Source organism: Microbulbifer hainanensis (assembly GCF_014904735.1).
GTDB classification, from domain to species: Bacteria; Pseudomonadota; Gammaproteobacteria; order Pseudomonadales; family Cellvibrionaceae; genus Microbulbifer; species Microbulbifer hainanensis.
Genome location: NZ_JACZCR010000029.1, coordinates 16,895 through 37,508, shown reverse-complemented (window position 1 = coordinate 37,508; position 20,614 = coordinate 16,895). Strand labels below are relative to the sequence as shown.

The following is a 20,614-nucleotide window of genomic DNA, read 5'->3' as shown; positions in this document are numbered from 1 at the left end:
ACCAGGGCTATCCCCGCGGGTGATGTGTCCGGTGCAGTGCCTGCAGGCGGGCCTTGGCAACCTGGGTATAGATCTGCGTGGTGGACAGATCCGTGTGGCCGAGCAGCAGTTGCACGACTCGCAGATCGGCACCGTGATTCAGCAGATGGGTCGCAAACGCGTGGCGCAGCGTATGGGGTGACAGCGGCTTGTCGATACACGCCACGGCCGCCCAGTGCTTGACGCGATACCAGAAGGTCTGGCGAGTCATCGGTCGTCCGCCGCGCCCTGGGAAACAGGTATCGCTCTGCCCCGGCGGCAGCAGTTGCGGCCGGATATCACTCAAATAGCGTTGCATCCACGCCTGGGCCGCCTCACCCATCGGCACCAGGCGCTCCTTGCTGCCTTTGCCGAAGACGCGCACTACTCCCTGGCGCAGGTTGATCTGCGACACGGTGAGTTCCACCAGCTCCGACACCCGCAGGCCGCAGGCGTACAACAGTTCCAACATGGCTCTGTCCCGCGCGCCGATGGCCGTCTCGGTATCTGGCGCAGCCAGCAGGGACTCCACGTCCGCCTCGGACAGGGACTTTGGCAAAGGCTTTGGCAGCTTGGGATTTTCGACCAGCGCCACCGGGTCTTCGGCGAGAAACCCCTGGCGCAGGCAGTAGCGGTAGAAACTCCGCAGCGCAGCGAGTGCCCGGGCACTGGAGCGCGCGGAATTGCCGTTTTTATGCCTTTCGGCCAGATACTGCTGCACCCGCCCGCGGTCAACGGCCATGAGATCACTGTGGCCGCCGTCGAGGCAGAAATTCACGAAATTGCGCAGGTCGCGGCCGTAGGCCGCGCGGGTGTGCTCGCTGGCACCGCGCTCGGACCAGAGCATGTCCAGCCAGCGGTCGATCAGCAGTTGGTGGTCGGCGGTTATTTCCATCGGACTATTAAATCACAGTGCGGAGCCCCACCGGTGCAGGGTGTTATCCAGGTATACAGGGCCATTTCCTGCGGGCACAAAAAAGCCGGGACAAATGCCCGGCTTCTTCTACCGCTCGATCAACGGGAAACTCAGTTGAGTTTCTCTTTGATGCGGGCTGCTTTACCAGTCAGGCTGCGCAGGTAGTACAGCTTGGCCTGGCGAACGTCGCCGCGACGCTTGACAGCAACGCTGTCTACCAGCGGGCTGTGCGTCTGGAAGGTACGCTCAACGCCGACACCGTGGGAAATTTTGCGCACGGTGAAGGAGGAGTTCAGGCCGCGGTTGCGCTTGCCGATAACAACGCCTTCAAAGGCCTGCAGACGCTCGCGGTTACCTTCTTTCACCTTAACCTGAACGACAACAGTGTCGCCGGGGGCAAAGGCCGGAACTTCGCTCTTCAGCTGTTCCTGTTCCAGCTGCTGAATGATTTTGTTGGTCATTTGGAATACTCCCAAATACAGATTGTGTAGCTTCTCAGCTAGTTCACCGAACTACTCTCGCCTCCCGGCGAATCCGGCATCAAGTTTCTTCGGACTTCCGCTCCTGCCGGATTTCCTCCAGCAGCAACGTCTGTTCACTGTCCAGCGCGAGCCCATCGAACAAATCGGGGCGTCGCTGTTCCGTGCGCGCCAGTGCCTGCTTGAGGCGCCAGCGGCGAATTTTTTCGTGGTTGCCGGAGAGCAGAACCTCCGGAACCGACCTGCCGCGGTATTCCTCCGGGCGGGTGTAATGGGGACAGTCCAGCAGCCCCTGGGCAAAGGAGTCCTCCACTGCCGACTGATCGTGGCCGAGGGCCCCGGGAATCAGCCGGGTAATGGCATCCACCATCACCATGGCGGCGAGTTCACCACCACTTAAAACATAGTCGCCGATTGACCATTCCTGGTCGATCAGCATCTCGACGATGCGCTCGTCGATGCCTTCGTAGCGCCCCGCCAGCAATACCAGATTACCGGCCTCGGACAGCTCCTCGACACCCTTCTGATTCAGCTGCCGCCCCTGGGGAGACAGATAGATCGTCCGCGCCGCCTCTCCGCCCTCTTCGGCCCAGGCGCGCGCGGCGCTCAGTGCCTGATACAGCGGTTCGGCCAACATCACCATGCCCGGCCCGCCGCCATAGGGGCGGTCGTCCACGGTGCGATGTCGATCACTGGTGAAATCCCGAGGGTTCCAGCAGCGCACTTCCAGCAGGCCATCCTTAACGGCACGGCCACTGATACCGTAGCCAGTCAGCGCGGCAAACATCTCCGGAAAGATGCTGACCAGCGCAATGCGCTTGGCACCCACCGCGGTCAGGCCTAAAACGCCGGATCCCAGGCGACGGTGATCTCACCGGCGTCCAGGTCGATATTGGTGATGAATTCGCCCGGCAGATACGGAATCAGGCGCTCGCGCCCATCCTCACCACCGCGCACCACCAGCACGTCATTCGCGCCGGTTTCCATCATGCGCACCACGGTGCCGAAATTGTGCTCGCGGCCGTCAAATTGACTGACCACGCGCAGCCCTTCCAGCTGATGCCAGTAGAACTCGCCCTCGCCCAGCCGCGGCATTTCACTGCGGTGAACGGCGATTTCCCTCTGGCAGTAGCCTGCCGCGAGATCGCGGTCGTCGACGCCTTCGATATGAACAATCAAGCCCTTACCGTGGCGACGTCCCCCGTCGATCTTCAGGGGTTCCCAGCCTTGCTGGCCCTGCAAATACCATTTGGAAAATTGCAGGATATTGTCCATCGGCTCGGTAAAGGAATGCACCTTCAACCAGCCGCGGACACCGTAGACCGCAGTAATGCGCCCGACAGTGACCAACTCAGCAGAATTGGATCCACTGCTATCGAGGTCAACAGACGTCACAGGCGCACTCGCAGCTCGGCTCAAATCAGGCAGATTCTTTCAGCAGCTTGCTGACGCGATCGGATACCTGTGCGCCCTGGCCAACCCAGAACTCAACGCGGTCACGGTCGATACGCAGACGCTCTTCCTGACCACGGGCAACCGGGTTGAAAAAGCCAACGCGCTCGATGAAACGACCGTCGCGGGATTTGCGGCTGTCAGTGACTGTCAGGTGATAGAACGGGCGCTTCTTTGCACCGCCACGAGCCAAACGAATGGTTACCATGTAGCTTTCCTGTAGTTTCAACACTGGGCAGTCGCAATCAGCGACCACCTACAACAATAAGCCGGTAGCTCACCCGGCTGAAAGGCGGCGTATTCTAATGTACCGCCCGAGGTTTGTATAGCGCTTAAATCCGCCCGCTAAAAGGGCCTCTCAAGCTGCCTATTTCTTCTTGCCGAGACCGGGTGGCAGGCCGCCGGGCATTCCGCCACCCAGGCCTCCCATTCCACCCATGCCACCGCCACCGCCCATACCCGGCATGCCGCCCATGCCGCGCATCAGCTTGCCCATGCCGCCGCCCTTGAGCTTTTTCATCATCTTGCCCATCTGCTTGTGCTGCTTGAGCAGGCGGTTCAGGTCCTGGATCTGGGTGCCGGAACCGGCGGTAATACGGCGCTTGCGCGAGCCGCTGAGGATATCCGGGTTGCGGCGCTCGGCCGGGGTCATGGAGCTGATGATGGCATCCATCCGCTTGAACTCCTTGCCCATGTCCGCCTGCTGGGCCGCCTGTGCGAGCCCGCCCATGCCGGGCATCTTCTCCATCAGGGAGCCGAGGCCACCCATACTCTGCATCTGCTGCAACTGGTCGCGCAGGTCCTCCAGGTCGAACCCTTTGCCCTTCTGCACTTTCTTGACCAGCTTTTCGGCCTTGGCCTTGTCGATCTTCTGTTCGGCTTCCTCAATCAGCGACAGGATGTCGCCCATACCGAGGATCCGGGATGCAATACGATCCGGATGGAAGGTCTCCAGGGCGTCAGTCTTTTCGCCGACACCGATAAACTTGATCGGCTTGCCGGTCACGTGTCGCACGGACAGCGCCGCACCGCCGCGGGCATCGCCGTCGGCCTTGGTCAGGATCACACCGGTCAGTGGCAGTGCGTCGTTGAAGGCGCTGGCGGTATTCACCGCGTCCTGGCCGATCATGGCGTCGATCACGAACAGGGTTTCAGCCGGATCCAGCGCCCCGTGAAGTTCACGGATTTCATCCATCAGCTGCTCGTCGATATGCAGGCGACCGGCCGTATCGACGATCAGCACATCGGCAAACTGCTTGCGTGCCGCGTCCATCGCGCCTTTGGCGATATCCAGCGGTTTCTGATCCGAAGTGGACGGATAGAAAAGCGCATCCACTTCCCCGGCGAGGGTCTCCAACTGCTTGATGGCCGCGGGGCGGTAGACGTCCGCACTCACCACCATCACTTTCTTTTTCTCGCGCGCCTGCAGATATTTGGCCAGTTTGGCCACGCTGGTCGTTTTACCGGCGCCCTGCAGGCCCGCCATCAGGATGACCGCCGGCGGTTGTACCGCCAGGTTCAGTGGTGCGGCGGCCTCGCCCATGACCTTGACCAATTCGTCCTGCACGATCTTGACGAACTGCTGCCCCGGATTCAGCGCCTTGCTGACCTGCTGCCCCACGGCAGCGGTGCGCACCTGCTGCACAAACGCCTTGACCACCGGCAGGGCGACGTCCGCCTCCAGCAGCGCTTTGCGCACTTCGCGCAGGGTGTCGCGGATATTGTCATCCGTCAGGCGCGCTTTGCCAGTGACCTTCTTTAACGCCGCCGACAGGCGGTCGCTCAGGTTGTCGAACATAGATACGTCTCGATCTCTCATTAACTGGCCGATCCCACTTGCAGCGGCAATCGGCTTATTTTGGCGGAAGCCACCGCTCCCGGCTCTCGTGGCGCGGCAGTATAGCCCAGGAGCCCGCACAGCAGAAACTCCGGTACGCGGGAGGCACTTTCCAGCTTCGGCGCGCTGTGCCACACTGCCCGCCTATCGCAAACGGGACATGGATTCATCGATGGCGGCGTTCGCCCACTGGACGGCAATTGCACTTTACCTGGTCACAACCTTAGTGGCGGCACAGGGTATTTTCCGGCAGCGACAGTCAAATCAGGCACTGTTGCTGGCGCTACTCGCCGGCGCTCTGCTGGCCCACAGCATTTCCCTGACTCACACCCTGATCGCCCCGAATGGCTATCGTTTCGACCTGCTGGCGATGCTTTCGCTGGTAGCCTGGACCGTCAACCTGCTGATACTGCTGCTCGCCGTGCGCCACCCGCTGCAGCTGCTGATCCTGATATTGGCCCCGCTCGGCGCCCTGACGGTAATGGCGGCCGTGTATGACTGGGGCGGTGTAGCACCACGCCAGCAGCTTTCCGCCGGCCTGGCCACCCATGTACTCCTGTCGATCACCGCCTATGCGCTGCTGTCCATCGCCACCCTACAGGCGATCTACCTCTACTTTCAGAATCAGCAGCTGCACAATCACCGGCCCGGTGGCATCAGCCGGCTGCTGCCACCGCTGCAGACCATGGAATCCCTGCTCTTCGGCCTGATTGCATTCGGGCAGCTGTTGCTGACTGCGTCGCTGATCACCGGTTTCCTGTTTGTCGACAACCTGTTCGCCCAACACCTGGTCCACAAGACTGTGCTGTCAATCGTCGCCTGGTGCCTTTACAGCGTATTACTGGTGGGACACTGGAAACTCGGCTGGCGCGGGAATACGGCTGTGCGCTGGACCCTCGCGGCATTTGCTGCACTGATGCTCGCCTACTTTGGCAGCAAGCTGGTGCTGGAAGTCATCCTCCACCGCGGCTGAAGCAATTCCTCCTTATAACAGCGTACAAACTTGCGGCGAGTGAAATTCTGTTTCAATATCTCCGCTTCGCCATAAAAAGAGTTCTCCCTTGAACGAGATACCGCCCGGCCTACTGTTTGCACTGATAGGCCTGCTGATAGTTATTTCCGCTTTTTTCTCCAGCTCCGAAACCAGCATGATGGCGCTCAACCGCTACCGCCTGCGTCACCAGGCCAAGAGTGGTCATCGCGGGGCCAAGCGGGCCGTGGAGTTGCTGTCGCGCCCGGACAAGCTGATCGGCGCTATCCTGATCGGCAACAACCTGGTGAATATTCTCGCCACATCCATTGCCACCACTGTTTTCACCCGTCTCTATGGCGACGCCGGTGTTTTCTATGCCACTGCGGCCCTCACGGTGGTGATCCTGATCTTTGCCGAAGTGACACCGAAAACCATCGCCGCCCTGCACCCGGAGAAAGTCGCCTTTCCCGCCAGCCTGATACTGCGGCCGCTTTTGCGCCTGCTGGCACCGTTCGTGTGGCTGGTGGGCAGCGTCTCCAATGGCCTCGCGCGCCTCGTCGGCGTGGAGGCTGGCGAGACGTCCGAAGAAGAGCATCTGGCACCGGAGGAGTTGCGCACTGTCGTGTTCGAATCCGGCGCCCTGCTGCCAAGCAAACACAAAGGCATGCTGCTCAACGTACTCGACCTGGACCAGGCGACGGTAGAAGACATCATGATCCCGCGCAACGAAGTCGTGGGTGTGGATCTGGAGCACACCGGTGAAGAGATACTGCAGCAGCTGGCGGAGAGCAGTTACACGCGCCTGCCCGTATTTGAGGGCGACATCAATCGCGTGGTGGGCATCCTGCATCTGCGCCGTGCGGCCCAGATACTGCGCGATGGCCCCGATGGCTTCAGCCCCGCTCTGCTGAAATCCTATACCGACGAGCCCTATTTCGTGCCCGAGGCCACGCCCCTGCCGACACTGCTGATGAACTTCCAGAAGAAAAAGCGACGCATGGGCCTGGTCGTGGACGAGTACGGAGAGGTCATGGGGATCGTGACCCTGGAAGACCTGCTGGAAGAAATCGTGGGCGATTTTACCGCGAGCCCGGTTCCGAGCGAGGACGAGGAGATTGTCGCCGCCGGTGACGGCTGGTACCTGATCGAGGGCGGGACCTCAATCCGCGACATCAATCGCACCTTAAACTGGGAACTGCCCACTGACGGCCCGAAAACCTTTAACGGCCTGGCGATGGAACACCTGGAGAGTATTCCCGACGGCAATATCAGTTTTTACATCCTGAATTACCTGGTGGAAATTGAAGCCGTATCCGACAAGATGATCACCCGCGCACGGGTCAAGAAAATAAACAGGGAAAAACGGAGCAAATAACCCGGCGCACCGCCCCGGCTCGAACTGCCAAATTAGCTTAAATCCATGGATAGCTGCTTCACCGGGGCAAAACTCTGGCGATGAATTGGGCTCGCGCCTAGCTGCTCCAGCGCCTGCAAATGCGCCTTGGTGGGGTAGCCTTTGTGCCCCGCGAGTCCGTAACCCGGATAGATCTTGTCCAGCGCCACCATTTCCCGATCGCGGGTGACCTTGGCCAGAATCGACGCCGCCGCAATCGCGGCAACCCGACCATCCCCTTTTACCACGGTATCGCAGGGATAACGCCAATCCGGCTTTTTATTGCCATCGACCAGCACGAATTCCGGCTGCACCGGCAGCTGCTCTACCGCGCGACGCATCGCCAGCAGACTCGCGTGCAGGATATTCAACCGATCGATTTCCGCCACATCGGCCCGCGCGACCGCAAATGACAGCGCACGCTCGCAGATCAGATCGAACAGCTGCTCGCGTTTTTTCTCGCTCAGTTTTTTTGAATCCGCCAGCCCTTCGATGGGGCGCGCGGGATCCAGGATAACCGCCGCAGCCACGACGTCACCGGCCAGCGGGCCGCGCCCAACCTCATCGACACCCGCGAGCAATTCGCCGCGGTACTGACACACATAGGGTTCCAGCGAAATATTACTGCTGCGCTTCGCGGCCACTCGATTCACTCCGTTCCTCTACCAGTTTGCGCACCGCGTCAGCCGCGCGTGTCGACGCATCGCGGCGGAGCTGTTGGTGCAGATCGTCGAACTCGCGCTGCAACTGATCGTACAGTAGCGGATCGTCATAGAACTGCAGTAATGCCGCACCGAGGTTTTCCGGGGTGGCATCATCCTGCAGGATTTCGGGCACCAGTTCCCGCTGAGCCAAAAGGTTAGGCAGGGAAACCCAAGGGGTGTGCAACATCCGCGAGAATATCGCGTAGGAAAGCTTTGCCATCTTGTAGGCGACCACCATCGGCTTCTTCAGCAGCATGGTTTCCAGCGTCGCCGTACCGGAAGCGATCAATACGTTATCGGCTGCAGACAGAGCGCCGTGCGAATTGCCATCGAGCAGCGTAACGGGCAGGTCGGGAAACTGTTCCAGCTGCGCCTGTAATTCCGCCAGGCGCAACTCATTCGCCGCAGGTATGACGAACTTCAGTTCCGGGCGGCGCTGGTGACACCAGCGGGCCGCCTGCAGGAATAGCGGACCGAGCAGGCGCACCTCGCCACCGCGACTGCCCGGCAACAGCGCGATAACCTGGTCATCTACGGCAAAGCCCAGTGCTTTCCGCGCACCTGCTGTGTCCACATGCAGTGGAATTTCATCCGCCAGCGGATGCCCGACAAATGTTACCGGCACACGGTGTTCGCGATAGAACTCGGCCTCGAACGGCAACAGCGTCAACATGCGATCCACCGCGCGCGCGATCTTTTTAATTCGCCCCCGACGCCAGGCCCATACCGATGGGCTGACATAATGCACGGTGGGAATGCCAGCGGATTTCAGCGACTGCTCCAACCCGAGATTGAAATCCGGTGAGTCAATACCGACAAAAACGTCGGGAGGATTGTCGATAAAATGTTGGCGGAGGGTGCGCCGGATCTTGAGCAGTTCCGGCAAGCGCTTGAGCGGCTCGACCAGCCCCATGACCGAAAGGCGCTCCATTGGAAACAGGGAGCTGGCGCCCAGTTTCTGCATTCGCGGCCCGGCAATACCCTCCACCTGCACGTCCGGGAACTGCTGCTGCAACGCGGTAATCAGGCCCGCACCGAGAATATCGCCAGAGGCCTCACCCGCCACAATGCCGATGCGCAGTTTCTTGTCTGTGGCTTTCACTCCGAGGAATCCTCTCTGATGGGCCGCGCCGCCGACCGCAATCTGTCAGCGAATTATTTCACCGGATTGCGGCCGAAACTCTCGATGTATCAGGGTGACTTTGGGGTTGTTCCGCTCAGCGCACGATGCCGCGGCTGGAGGAATTGATGGAGTCGATCCAGGGCTGAATGACTTCCGACTGCTCGCGCAATTCGATCAGCGCTTCCAGAGCCTCCTGCAGGGTCAGGCCGCGACGGTAGACAATTTTGTAGGCTTTGTTGATCAGGGCAATTTCATCGCGGGTGAATCCGCGACGGCGCAGCCCCTCGGCATTGATGGTTTTTGCCTCGCAGGGGTTGCCTGCCACCATGACATAAGCGGGCACATCCTTGCCAATAGCGGCACCCATACCGGTAAACGCATGTTCGCCGATAGTACAGTGCTGATGCACCATGCTGAAACCACTGAGGATGGCCCAGTCGCATATGACCACGTGCCCCGCCAGGGCTACGTTGTTGACCAGAATGGTGTGATTACCGATGACGCTGTCGTGACCGACGTGGGCGTAGGCCATGATCAGGTTGTCATTGCCGATGGTCGTTTCACCGCGATCCTGCACGGTGCCACGATGGATGGTCACGCCTTCACGAATCACGTTGTCGTCACCAATCACCAGGGTGGTATCTTCACCCTGGTATTTCTTGTCCGGCGTATCCTGGCCGACAGAGGCAAACTGGTAGATGCGATTATTGCGGCCGAGCCGGGTCGGACCACTCAGTACGACATGCGAAGCGATCTCGCAGCCGTCACCGATCTCGACACCCGGCCCCACAACACTGTAGGGACCGATACTCACCCCGGCTCCAAGAATTGCCGACTCATCGACAATGGCTGTGGGGTGGATATTTGATTGCATTATGCGCCCTACTCCTCGGAAACTGGAAAATCCCGCTACTTTAAAGCCGATTCAGATACAAAGAAACCGATTCGGTCACTGTGCGATTGTAGTCAGACTTTTTTCACCGCACACAGCACGTCGGCCGATGCAGCGAGCTCCCCGTCAACACTTGCCTTGCAGGCAAATTTCCAGATTCCGCGACGCTCTGAAACCACTTCAGACTCAAGCTGGAGCTTATCGCCCGGCACCACCTGGCGCTTGAAGCGCACATTGTCGATTCCGGCAAAGAGGTAAAGGTATCCATCCTCCGGTTTCTGCCCCAGGGATTTGAAGCCGAGAATACCCGACACCTGCGCCATCGCCTCGACAATCATCACGCCGGGGAAAATCGGCATCTCGGGAAAGTGGCCGTTGAATACCTCTTCGTTCACAGAGATATTCTTGTAACCCTTGATATATTTCCCCTCTTCCAGCTCCACAACACGATCCACCAGCAGAAACGGGTAGCGGTGCGGCAGGTATTGACGAATTTCGCGTACGTCCATCATTTCAAATATCCCCAGAAACCACTTCGGGGCGCCAGTATCCTGGTGCCCCGAAGATGACAAATTCAGCGCTATGACCGGCTGGCCGCCGATCGCTCAGTCGTTATCGCCGGAATCCTCAGACCCGGCGGAAATAACATCCACCTGCTTTTCCAAATCCCGCAGTCGCCGCGCCATCTGATCGAGTTGAGCATAGCGCACCGCGTTGCGGCGCCAGCTGCGACTGTCGGAAAACGGGGTACCACTGGAATAGGAACCGGCAGTGTCGATGGATTTGGTCACCAGTGTCCTGGCAGTAATGTGACTTCCGTCCGCCACTGTAATGTGACCGACCACACCGGCGCCGCCGGCGAGGGTGCAGTGTTTACCGATGACCGCACTCCCCGCCACGGCCGAACAGGCGGCAATGGCTGAGTAGTCACCAATTTGCACATTGTGCGCGATTTGCACCTGGTTGTCGATCTTGACACCCCGCCCGATCACCGTATTGCCAAGAGCACCGCGATCGATACAGGTGCAGGCACCGATCTCCACGTCATCGCCAATCTCGACACCGCCGAGCTGGTGAATCTTGGTCCACTGGCGCTGGTAGGGCGCAAAACCGAAACCATCAGCGCCGATCACTGCCTGGCTGTGAATCACACAATCGCGGCCAATAGAACAGCCGTGATAAACCACAGCACCCGCAAACAACCGCGTGCCTGATCCGATTTCACTGCCCTCACCCACCACGCAGTTGGTGCCGATGATGGCATTCGCGTGCACACGCGCATGGGCCTCGACGACCGCGCCGGCAGCGATACTCGCGGATCCGTCCACCTCGGCAGTCGGATGCACAACAGCCGCGGGATGAACCCCCGCCGTCGGCACAGGCGTACGATCATAAAGCGCAGTGGCCAGGGCAAAGGCGTGATAGGGATTATCCACAACGAGCGCCGTCACCGGACACTCCGCCGCCGAGCCGTCCTGTAACAGCACGGCACAGGCGCGGGTACCGACCAGGAAGCGGCGGTAATTGGCACTGGCGAGAAAAGTAATTTCGGTGGGTGCGGCATCCTGCAACGTATTGAGCCCGGAGGGAACCTGGTCGGCATCCGCACCGGGCGCAAGGCGCAGCTCTGCACCCAGCTGTTCAGCCAGCTGGGCGAGCGTCAATTTTTCGATCATCAATAACTAGCGCCGTCGGTACTTACTTCTTGTCGGCGTTCATACGCTTGACCACTTCTGCAGTCAGATCGATGTTCGGTCCCGCATAGAAGGCAGAGTTCGCATCCATTACCAGGTCCAGCTTGCGCTCTTTGATGAGAGCTTCCAGTGCAGCCTTGGCCTTGGGAGCCATTTCTTTCTGGATTTCCTGACCTACCTGAGTCTCCATCGCACGCAACTTCTTCACGGTGGTTTCGAAATCAGAGCGTTTGAAGTTCATCTTACGCTGCTGTTCGGCCTTCTGATCATCAGACCAGGTCATGCCATTCTTCTGCGCATCCTCTGCCATTTTCTTCACTTCGTCACGGATGGACTCGGCGCTGCTCTGCAGCTTGGAGTACTCGGAACTGGTCTTCAGTGCGTTAACTTTGGACTTGGCAGCGTCAGTGCTCATGATGGCTGCCTGCAGGTTGAAGACAGCTACCTTACTCTGCGCAACGGCGGCACCAGAGAGCAGGATACCAGCGAGCAGAACTGCGATAATTTTTACATTTTTAAGCACTTCAGATTCTCCGTATTTACTTTATTTATCGATTTATCGTAAGAGGCTATTTACCCCGAGAAGTCCGGATTACCGGCCTTAGAAACTATTACCCAGTGAGAACTGGAAAATTTCCGTTTTGTCGTACTCGTTCTCCTGCAGCGGCTTGGCCAGACTGAACGTCAGCGGACCAAAACCGGTAATCCAGGTCAGACCGATACCCGCGGAAACATCGAGATATCTCGCGTCGATATCGTAGCAGTTGAGCTGCGAAACACCACAGTCGGTATCAAATACATTGCCCGCATCGATAAAAAACGCAGACTGCATGGAGCGCTGATCCTTCACGAACGGAATCGGGAAAATAATTTCAGCACTACCTTCAATCAGGACATTGCCGCCGAACGGATCCGGTCGATTGTCGTAACGGTTTGTTACCAGCTCGCCGGTATCCGAGTTCTGTACGTAACACTTCGATGCAATGCCATCGGCATCCACCGCGCAGTCGTTAGTGGCATAGTATTCATACGAAGTCGATCTCGGGCCCAGCGTGTTGCGTTCAAAGCCGCGCACTGAGCCGAAGCCACCACCGTAAAAGTTTTCAAAGAACGGCAAGCCGATGGTGCCGCCGTAGCCATTCGCATAGCCCAGGCGGGTGCGCAGGCGCAATGTCAGGTCTTTCGTCAGCGGACGGAACATCTGGCCGGTATAAATAAATTTGTAGTACTCCAGGTCCCCGCCGGGCAGAGTAAATTCCAGCGACAGACGCTGGGAGGTACCGCGGGTGGCAAGAATACCGCGGTTCAGAGTCGAGCGCGCATAGGAAGTGGTGACAGAAAACGAGTCGAACATGTCGCCATTTTTATCGACGAAACCGTCGAAGTTCGTATTGAGCAGGTTCGTATCCGTAGGATTGCTCAAATTCAGCGCCTCACCAGCCTCGAAGGCACCGGTGAGTTCGGCATCGATATCCGCCACATCGGCGGACTCCACCATACCGATCAGGCTGTCATTGGGAAGCGGACTGCCCTTGATTTCCTGCACCGGATAATCCCCAACCCCCAGCTCAAGGTGGCTAAAGCCCACATTCAGACCGACGCGGGAAATTTCCGAAATCGGGTAGCCGAAACTGAGGCCGGCACCATAGGTGCTGGTGTTATAGCTGGACACCCCGATCTCTGAATAGTCGCGATCCTGGTAAAAGACGTTGAAGCCGCGGCTCACACCGTCCGGCGTGAAATAGGGATCGGTATAGGAAAAGTTGACGACCGTCTGGTATCTGGACGTGTTGACGGCAAAGCCAACGGACTTGCCAGTTCCCAACCAGTTGTTTTCCTGCACATTGGCACCCAGTACGAGGCCGCTGTTTTGGGCATAGCCCACGGTGCCGCCGATGGTGCCAGAGGGTTGCTCTTCAACCGTGTAATCCACGTCAATCTGGTCGGAAGTGCCGGGCACCTCTTTCGTTTCCACCTGCACATCCTTGAAGTAGCCCAGGCGCTCCAGGCGTACTTTGGATTGCTCAATACGGGCAGATGAGGCGGAAGCAGACTCCATCTGGCGCATCTCGCGGCGCAGAACCTCGTCGGAGGTCCGGGTATTACCACGGAAATTGATGCGGCGCACATAGGCGCGCTTGCCCGGATCAATAAAGAAGGTGACTTTTACCGTCTTGTCTTCTTCGTTCGGCTCCGGCATGCCATTGACTTCGGCAAAGGTGTAACCCTCATTGCCGAGGCGCTTGGTGATGTAATCGGAAGTCGTGGTCATCAATACCTGGGAGAAGGTCTGCCCCTTGCGCACCAGCAGCAGGCGCTTGATTTCCTCCTCGGGCACTACGGGGTCGCCCGCCAGCTCGACATCACTGACCTTGTAGACATCGCCTTCGTGGACATTGATGGTAATAAAGACGCTCTGCTTGTCCGGGCTCAGGGAAACCTGGGTAGAGTCGATCTTGAACTCCAGATAACCCCGGTCGAGGTAATAGGACTCGAGCCGCTCGAGGTCGCCGGTGAGCTTCTCCTTGGAGTATTTGTCGTCACTTCTGAGCCAGGACAGCCAGCCAGTGGTCTGCAGCTCAAAGATATTCGCCAGCTCCTCATCGGAAAACGCCTGATTGCCGACGATATTGATGTGCTTGATCGCCGCGACGGAACCCTCGTCCACGACCACTTTCAGCTCGACCTGGTTGCGCGGCAGTTCCTTTACCTCGGTTTTCACACTGGCGCCATAGCGACCCTGGGCGACATACTGGCGCTGCAGCTCCTGGGCCAGCCCTTCGAGTGTGGCACGCTTGAAAATCTGGCCTTCGGCAAGCCCGTTTTCCTTCATGCCCTTGAGCAGGTCTTCGCTTTTAATTGCCTTGTTGCCGGTAATTTCAATCTTGGAAATAGCCGGCCGCTCGCGCACAGTGATAACCAGGACACCGTTTTCGCGGCCAATCTGGATATCCTGAAAGTAACCGGTACGGAACAGGGCTCGGGTTGCACTCTGAATATCGAGGCTTTCGATTTGGTCGCCCACGCGCACCGGCAGCGCCGCAAATACGGTACCGGCAGATACACGCTGCAGCCCCTCGACGCGGATATCGTTGACAACAAACGACTGCGCAACGGCGGTAATCGGCAATGCCAAGCCGAGGGAGGCCACTTTCAGGAAATCTTTCATCTACTAATTCCGAGTTTTTATTCGCAATTCCAAACACTGGAGAGCCGGTCAGCCAAGCACCGCCCTCTCCCGCCCCATTTTGGGGCCGCCCTCCTCCGGCTATGCGGCAGAGGGGACACTAATGCGGCCGGGGCCGCCTTACAAACGCAAGATATCGTTGTACAGCGCAAGTCCCATGATGCCCAGGACGAGGGCCATTCCCACCTGCAAGCCGATCAACTGCACCCGCTCAGACACCGGCGACCCCTTGATGGCCTCAATGCCGTAATAGAGGAGATGCCCGCCGTCGAGTACCGGGATAGGCAACAGATTGAGCACGCCGAGACTGATACTGAGCAACGCCAACAGCGACAGGAAAGACTGCCAGCCGGCGTTTGCCGAAGTGCCGGCCACTTTAGCAATGGTGATAGGGCCGCTCAAGTTCTTGGTGGACAGCTCCCCCACAATGAGTTTTTTGAGGCTATTCAGGGTAAACAGCGTCTTATCCCTGGTCTCCTGCAGCCCTTTGCTCAGCGCGGCGACAATACCATAGTGGTAAGTCCGCACCTTGTCTTCCGGCCAGGTCTCCGCCACTGGTAAAACACCGATACGCCCGATCTGCTCTCCACTGTCGAGCGTTACTTGCTCCGGGATCACCGACAGGGTCAGGCGATCACCGTCACGATCAACCTCCACCTGCATGGCCTGGCCAGCCCGGGAGCGCACATATTGGGTCCAGCTATCCCAGCTCTCAAAAATGCGACCGTCGGTCGCGATAATCTTGTCCCCGGCACGCAGACCCGCGCGATCCGCTGGGCTGTCCGGTGTAACCTGCGACAGCGTCATCTTGATCGGTGGCGTCCACAACTCGAGTCCGATCTCCTTCAGCGGATCCGGCACCTCCTTTCCGGAGAGCCAGTGATCAATATCCGCTCCCATCAGGTACTCGAGATCGGAATCCGGGTAGCGCACGGCAAATTCGATTGTCCCGGTATCGCCGAGGCGATTGGCCAGACGCCAGTTCAGTGCCTGCCAGGTCGGCGTCGGATGACCATCTACGGCAACGATCTCCTGATTCGCCTCCAGGCCCGCGCGCGCGGCGATCGTGCCAGGCTCAACGGAGCCGACGATGGGCACCGGCCCCGCTGTCCCTCCCATGAAAACAGCCCAGAACAGCACGATCGCCAGCAGAAAATTGGCGATGGGGCCCGCGGCCGCAATGGCAATGCGCGCCCAGACACTCTTCCGGTTAAACGCGAGATGGAGCTGATCTTGCGGTACTGGCCCTTCCCGCTCATCCAGCATCTTTACATAGCCACCGAGCGGAATTGCCGCCAGAGTGAACTCGGTGCCGTGGCGGTCGTAACGCGACAGCAGCCTGCGGCCGAATCCCACGGAAAAGCGCAGCACCTTGACTCCACAGGCCCGCGCCACCAGAAAGTGACCCAACTCGTGAAAGGTGACCAGTACGCCCAGGGCAACCAGTGCCCAGATAACCGTTTGAATAAATTCCATAGTCAGTTGCTAACTCACTCTATTGCGCGAACTTCCCCGCTAGTGGAGGTCGCGAGCCGTACCCGAACTACCGTTAGAGGCTCCCGCGGCCCCTCAAAGTGCACCGAGTACCTTCTGGGCCAGCTCTCGCGCATTGCGATCCGCTGTTTCGACTGCATCGAGGCCCGTCAGTTCAACCGCATCGACGCTTTCCAGCACCCGCTCGATCACAGCGGGAATACTAGTAAACGACAACCTGCCGTGCAGGAAGGCATCTACCGCGATCTCGTTGGCTGCATTCAGCACCGTGGGCGCGCTGCCGCCGGCATCCATGGCTTCGCGCGCCAGGCGCAGGCAGGGGAACCTCTGAGGATCCGGCGCTTCGAAATCCAGCCTGCCCTGGGCGATCAGGTCCAGCGCGGCAACACCACTGTCGATTCGCTCCGGAAAGGCCAGCGCATGGGCGATTGGGGTACGCATATCCGGGTTGCCCATCTGCGCCAGCAGCGAGCCATCCCGGTACTGTACCATCGAGTGCACGATACTCTGCGGGTGCACGACCACATCTATCTGTTCCGGGCGGGCATCGAACAGCAGGCAGGCCTCAATAAACTCCAGCCCCTTGTTCATCATGGTGGCAGAATCGACGGAAATCTTGCGTCCCATCGACCAGTTGGGATGTGCGCAGGCCTCGTCCGGAGTCACCCGATGCAGCTCCCCGACCGGGCGGGCGCGAAACGGCCCACCGGAGCCGGTGAGAAGGATCTTCTCCACCCCGGCCTCTTCAAGGCTGCTGTAAGGCTGCGGCAGGCACTGGAAAATGGCATTGTGCTCGCTGTCGATCGGCAGCAACTGGGCGTCGCTCGCCGCCAGGGCACGTGTAAAGACCGGGCCGGCCATCACTAGCGACTCCTTATTCGCGAGCAATACCTTCTTGCCTGCCTCTACCGCAGCTAACGTGGGGTGCAGCCCCGCCGCACCGACAATGGCCGCCATCACCACGTCCACCTCGGGAGCCGCCGCCACCTGGCAGAGCCCCTCCAGGCCCCACAGTACTTCAGTGGGCAGATCTTCACCCTTGATCAGGTCGCGCAGCTGCTGCGCACCCTGTTCGGAAGCCACTACGGCATAGCGGGGCGCGAATCGCCGGCACTGCTGCCCCAGCTCGGCGATACGCTCGCGGGCGGTCAGTGCAAACACGGTGTAGCGCTGCGGATGGCGCGCCAGCACATCCAGGGTGCTGACGCCAATGGAACCGGTGGAGCCGAGAATGCTCACGGATTGCGGTATTGGGGATGGCATAGGCTCGTGTTATACCTCGCGGGCCTCGAATGCGACGGGCCGTCGATTACAGGTGCGGCTGGCAGAATACCTCGAACTAAAGGTATGAGGACAGTTCACTGGCCAGCGCAGCCATGGTGAATACCGGTAGCGCTGCAGACAGGCTGTCCAGCCGGTCGAGAATGCCACCGTGGCCCGGCAGAATGCGGCTGCTGTCCTTGATGCCACGATGGCGCTTGAACATGCTCTCCACCAGGTCACCGATCACCGATGCCAGCGCCGTCACCAGGACTCCGAAGGAAAACAGCACCCGGTTTTTTGTCGGCAGGTCAAACATATAGGAAACGACCAGCGCCAGCACCAGGCAGGCCAGCAGGCCACCAAAAAAACCCTCCCAGGACTTGCCGGGACTGACTTCGCGCGCCAGCTTGTGCTTGCCATAGCGACGCCCCACGAAATAGGCGCCCACGTCGGCAGTCACGACCACCGCAACCACAAACAGCACCAACCAGGCACCGTGGTCCTGGCCGCGCAGAATCACTAACGCCAACCACGCCGGCACCAGCACCACCAGACCGATGATGCCACGGGCCCAGCGCCCGCCCCACAACATGGCGCTCGCGGGGTAGCTCTGTACCCACAGAAAGGCCAGCGCCCACCAGCCGCAGGCCACCGCCAGGATCTGCCGGGCATGGCCGGTATCCGGGCTGGAGAAATCCATCTTAAATACATACTGTGCGGCACCGACCAGGGCCGCACCCAGCGCCGCAAGGAATACAAAGCGCAGTGCGCGATTGAGGTTCGCGAGGTTGGCCCACTCCCAACCGCCGAGGAGGATGACAGCCACAGTTACCAGCGCAAACCACTGAATTGGAAGGAAAAACAACACTCCCAGGAACAGAGCCACCAATACAAGCGCGGTAATTATTCTTTGTTTTAGCACCGTCAAACCCTTCTTCTATTTCTCATTGCCTGTGCCCGCAATTTCGGGCGGGTGCAGAGTACAAGATATTGTTGTCTCAGGGAATTTTCCGCTGTCACTGGTCAAATTTTGCGCCGAATAGCGAAAAACGGCCTGCCGCGATAAACCCTGTTCCTGACGCCATCTGCAGCGATCAAGCCTGTGCAGCCAGCCCGCCATCGGTCCGACCGCCGAAGCGACGATCCCGCTGGCGATAGGCCTGGATGGCCTGATCCAGCGCCGCTTCATCGAATTCCGGCCACAGTGTATCTGTGAAATAGAATTCGCTGTAGGCGGCCTGCCAGAGAATGAAATTGCTGATACGCTGCTCGCCGCTGGAGCGGATGAGCAGGTCAACCGGCGGGAGATCCGCCAGCAGCAGGTAATCTCCGAGCGTCTGCTCGGTTATGGAATCCGGTGTGCGCCGGCCCGCGGCGACCTCTTCCGCCATAGTGCGAGCCGCCTGCGCGATATCCCACCGGCCGCCGTAATCTGCGGCAATGACAAGATTGCCCCGCTCACCGTCCCGCGTAATTTCCTCCGCCTCAGTAATGGCGCGCTGCAGTCGCGGCGAAAAGCGGTCCCTGCGTCCAATGACACGCAGGCGCACGCCCTCTTCGCGCATACGCCGGGCCTCTTTGCGCAGATAGGAATGGAACAGACTCATCAGCAACTCCACCTCCTTGGGTGGACGCTGCCAGTTTTCGCTGGAAAACGCGAACAGGGTGAGCGCTTCCACACCCCGCTCCTTACACGCGGAGACCAGGTCGCGAATGCGCTCAACACCAGCCTTGTGGCCGGCGGAGGGAGGCAGTCCGCGCTGAGCCGCCCAGCGGCCATTGCCATCCATGATGATGGCAATATGGCGCGGGCCCGGCGTGGACTGGTCGCTGTCGGCAGAACCTCTGGAAGCCATTAAATTTCCATCAGGTCTTTTTCTTTGGCTGCCAGTGCTTTGTCGACATCAGCCACGAACTGATCGGTAATTTTCTGAATTTCATCGCTCGCGCGACGCTCGTCGTCCTCGGAAATCTCTTTTTCCTTGACCAGCGCCTTCACCTCCGCCAGTGCGTCGCGACGGATATTGCGGATGGAAACGCGCGCGGTTTCCGCCTCACCTCTGGCCTGGCGGATGAAGTTCTTGCGGGTTTCCTCGGTCAGCATCGGCATCGGGATACGGATCACCGCACCGGCAGTGCTCGGGTTCAGGCCCAGATCAGACTTCATGATGGCCTTCTCGATGTCCGGCACCAGGTTCTTTTCCCACGGCGTCACGGACAGAGTACGCGCGTCTTCCACGTTGACATTAGCCACCTGAGAAAGCGGAGTATCGGAACCGTAGTAGGACACCTGAATACCGTCCAGAATGCTCGGGTGCGCACGCCCGGTGCGGATTTTGTTGAAATTGCTGCCCAGCGCGTCGAGCGCCTTGCCCATGCGCACTTTCGCGTCTTTCTTGATATCTTCGATCACTGCTTCACTTCCTCTTCGATTAGCGTGCCCTCTTCACCGCCCACCACGATATTGAGCAGTGCGCCGGCTTTGTCCATGCGGAATACGCGCACGGGCATATTGTGTTCGCGGCACAGGCAGATTGCGGTTAGATCCATAACCCCGAGCTTCTTATCCAGCACCTCGTCATAGGTCAGCTGGTCGTAACGGGTTGCGGTCGGGTCGAGTACCGGGTCGGCGGAGTAGACACCATCCACCTTGGTGGCCTTCAGCACCAGCTCCGCATCGATTTCGATACCGCGCAGACAGGCTGCGGAATCGGTAGTAAAGAAAGGATTACCAGTACCAGCGGCAAAAATCAGGACTTCACCGCGCTCCAGGTGGCGAATCGCCGCGCGGCGGTCGTAGTGGTCAATGATACCGCTCATCTGGATGGCGGACATGACGCGGGAAGAAATATTGGAACGCTCGAGGGCGTCGCGCAGCGCCAGCGCATTCATGACCGTTGCCAGCATACCCATGTGGTCGCCGGTAACCCGGTCCAGCCCCGCCGCGTGCAGTGCGGCACCGCGAAACAGGTTGCCTCCGCCGACAACCAGCCCGACCTGTACACCGATACCCACCAGCTGCCCGATCTCCAGCGCCATCTTGTCCAGCACTTTGGGACTGATCCCAAACCCCTGGTCCCCCATCAGCTCCTCACCACTGAGCTTCAACAGGATTCGCTTGTACTTTCGATCTTTTACTCCGGGCATCCTCGGGTCCTCTCTGGCGCAGGTAGGCACTGCCGCCGAACA

At 59.3% G+C, this 20,614-nt stretch carries 21 protein-coding genes; 2 read left to right on the top strand and 19 right to left on the bottom strand.

All coding sequences use genetic code 11. The features are described 5' to 3' along the window. Nucleotides 1–7: 7 nt before the first annotated feature. The 6 genes from xerD to ffh all read right to left on the bottom strand — a co-directional run bounded on the left by xerD (nt 8) and on the right by ffh (nt 4,663). On the bottom strand, nt 8–913 hold the full coding sequence (gene xerD / locus IG168_RS11660) for a site-specific tyrosine recombinase XerD (RefSeq protein WP_193164575.1): 906 nt from the start codon (nt 911–913) through the stop codon (nt 8–10). 131 nt (nt 914–1,044) lie between these two features. Next, nucleotides 1,045–1,395: a 50S ribosomal protein L19 gene (gene rplS, locus IG168_RS11655; protein WP_193164574.1), complete on the bottom strand. Its 351-nt coding sequence runs from the start codon at nt 1,393–1,395 to the stop codon at nt 1,045–1,047. A 79-nt stretch (nt 1,396–1,474) separates the two neighbouring features. Continuing rightward, nucleotides 1,475–2,242 (bottom strand): tRNA (guanosine(37)-N1)-methyltransferase TrmD, encoded by a 768-nt coding sequence (gene trmD, locus IG168_RS11650; protein ID WP_193164573.1) that lies wholly within the window; start codon nt 2,240–2,242, stop codon nt 1,475–1,477. 11 nt (nt 2,243–2,253) lie between these two features. Continuing rightward, on the bottom strand, nt 2,254–2,808 hold the full coding sequence (gene rimM, locus IG168_RS11645; RefSeq protein ID WP_193164572.1) for a ribosome maturation factor RimM: 555 nt from the start codon (nt 2,806–2,808) through the stop codon (nt 2,254–2,256). Nucleotides 2,809–2,833: 25 nt separating this feature from the next. After that, nucleotides 2,834–3,073 carry a 30S ribosomal protein S16 gene (gene rpsP, locus IG168_RS11640; RefSeq protein WP_161858828.1) on the bottom strand — a complete coding sequence of 80 codons (240 nt, stop codon included), beginning with the start codon at nt 3,071–3,073 and terminating at the stop codon, nt 2,834–2,836. Nucleotides 3,074–3,232: 159 nt separating this feature from the next. Beyond that, nucleotides 3,233–4,663 carry a signal recognition particle protein gene (gene ffh / locus IG168_RS11635; protein WP_193164571.1) on the bottom strand — a complete coding sequence of 477 codons (1,431 nt, stop codon included), beginning with the start codon at nt 4,661–4,663 and terminating at the stop codon, nt 3,233–3,235. 199 nt (nt 4,664–4,862) lie between these two features. Here ffh and IG168_RS11630 point away from each other — a divergent pair, with 199 nt between their 5' ends. Next, complete coding sequence (locus IG168_RS11630) at nt 4,863–5,675, top strand: cytochrome C assembly family protein (protein ID WP_226876884.1); 813 nt, start codon at nt 4,863–4,865, stop codon at nt 5,673–5,675. Between the two features lie 88 nt (nt 5,676–5,763). After that, nucleotides 5,764–7,050, top strand: a complete 1,287-nt coding sequence (locus tag IG168_RS11625) for an HlyC/CorC family transporter (RefSeq protein WP_193164570.1) — start codon at nt 5,764–5,766, stop codon at nt 7,048–7,050. Nucleotides 7,051–7,082: 32 nt separating this feature from the next. On the opposite strand, the gene rnhB is transcribed toward IG168_RS11625, so the two are convergent. The 13 genes from rnhB to pyrH all read right to left on the bottom strand — a co-directional run bounded on the left by rnhB (nt 7,083) and on the right by pyrH (nt 20,572). Continuing rightward, nucleotides 7,083–7,712, bottom strand: a complete 630-nt coding sequence (gene rnhB / locus IG168_RS11620) for a ribonuclease HII (protein WP_404931999.1) — start codon at nt 7,710–7,712, stop codon at nt 7,083–7,085. Beyond that, nucleotides 7,690–8,874, bottom strand: coding sequence for a lipid-A-disaccharide synthase (gene lpxB, locus IG168_RS11615; RefSeq protein ID WP_193164569.1), 1,185 nt, complete (start codon nt 8,872–8,874; stop codon nt 7,690–7,692). Before lpxB ends, rnhB begins: the two co-directional genes overlap by 23 nt. Nucleotides 8,875–8,989: 115 nt before the next feature. Next, complete coding sequence (lpxA, locus tag IG168_RS11610) at nt 8,990–9,769, bottom strand: acyl-ACP--UDP-N-acetylglucosamine O-acyltransferase (RefSeq protein ID WP_193164568.1); 780 nt, start codon at nt 9,767–9,769, stop codon at nt 8,990–8,992. A 92-nt stretch (nt 9,770–9,861) separates the two neighbouring features. Further along, nucleotides 9,862–10,299: a 3-hydroxyacyl-ACP dehydratase FabZ gene (fabZ, locus tag IG168_RS11605; protein WP_193164567.1), complete on the bottom strand. Its 438-nt coding sequence runs from the start codon at nt 10,297–10,299 to the stop codon at nt 9,862–9,864. Nucleotides 10,300–10,392: 93 nt separating this feature from the next. Further along, the gene (gene lpxD / locus IG168_RS11600; protein ID WP_193164566.1) at nt 10,393–11,463 is read right to left on the bottom strand and encodes a UDP-3-O-(3-hydroxymyristoyl)glucosamine N-acyltransferase; all 1,071 of its coding nucleotides are present in this window, start codon (nt 11,461–11,463) and stop codon (nt 10,393–10,395) included. A gap of 22 nt (nt 11,464–11,485) precedes the next feature. Then, nucleotides 11,486–12,004, bottom strand: coding sequence for an OmpH family outer membrane protein (locus IG168_RS11595; protein ID WP_193164565.1), 519 nt, complete (start codon nt 12,002–12,004; stop codon nt 11,486–11,488). A gap of 78 nt (nt 12,005–12,082) precedes the next feature. After that, nucleotides 12,083–14,650, bottom strand: coding sequence for an outer membrane protein assembly factor BamA (gene bamA / locus IG168_RS11590; RefSeq protein ID WP_193164564.1), 2,568 nt, complete (start codon nt 14,648–14,650; stop codon nt 12,083–12,085). Between the two features lie 138 nt (nt 14,651–14,788). Beyond that, nucleotides 14,789–16,144: an RIP metalloprotease RseP gene (gene rseP / locus IG168_RS11585; RefSeq protein WP_193164563.1), complete on the bottom strand. Its 1,356-nt coding sequence runs from the start codon at nt 16,142–16,144 to the stop codon at nt 14,789–14,791. 93 nt (nt 16,145–16,237) lie between these two features. Continuing rightward, complete coding sequence (gene ispC / locus IG168_RS11580) at nt 16,238–17,425, bottom strand: 1-deoxy-D-xylulose-5-phosphate reductoisomerase (protein ID WP_193164562.1); 1,188 nt, start codon at nt 17,423–17,425, stop codon at nt 16,238–16,240. A 76-nt stretch (nt 17,426–17,501) separates the two neighbouring features. Further along, nucleotides 17,502–18,347 (bottom strand): phosphatidate cytidylyltransferase, encoded by an 846-nt coding sequence (locus IG168_RS11575; protein WP_193164561.1) that lies wholly within the window; start codon nt 18,345–18,347, stop codon nt 17,502–17,504. Between the two features lie 172 nt (nt 18,348–18,519). After that, entirely contained in the window at nt 18,520–19,281 is a 762-nt protein-coding gene (gene uppS / locus IG168_RS11570; protein ID WP_193164560.1) for a polyprenyl diphosphate synthase, read from the bottom strand. Next, entirely contained in the window at nt 19,281–19,838 is a 558-nt protein-coding gene (gene frr / locus IG168_RS11565) for a ribosome recycling factor (RefSeq protein WP_193164559.1), read from the bottom strand. Before frr ends, uppS begins: the two co-directional genes overlap by 1 nt. Further along, on the bottom strand, nt 19,835–20,572 hold the full coding sequence (gene pyrH / locus IG168_RS11560; RefSeq protein WP_193164558.1) for a UMP kinase: 738 nt from the start codon (nt 20,570–20,572) through the stop codon (nt 19,835–19,837). The genes frr and pyrH overlap by 4 nt, the downstream gene beginning before the upstream one ends. Between the last annotated feature and the right edge of the window lie 42 nt (nt 20,573–20,614).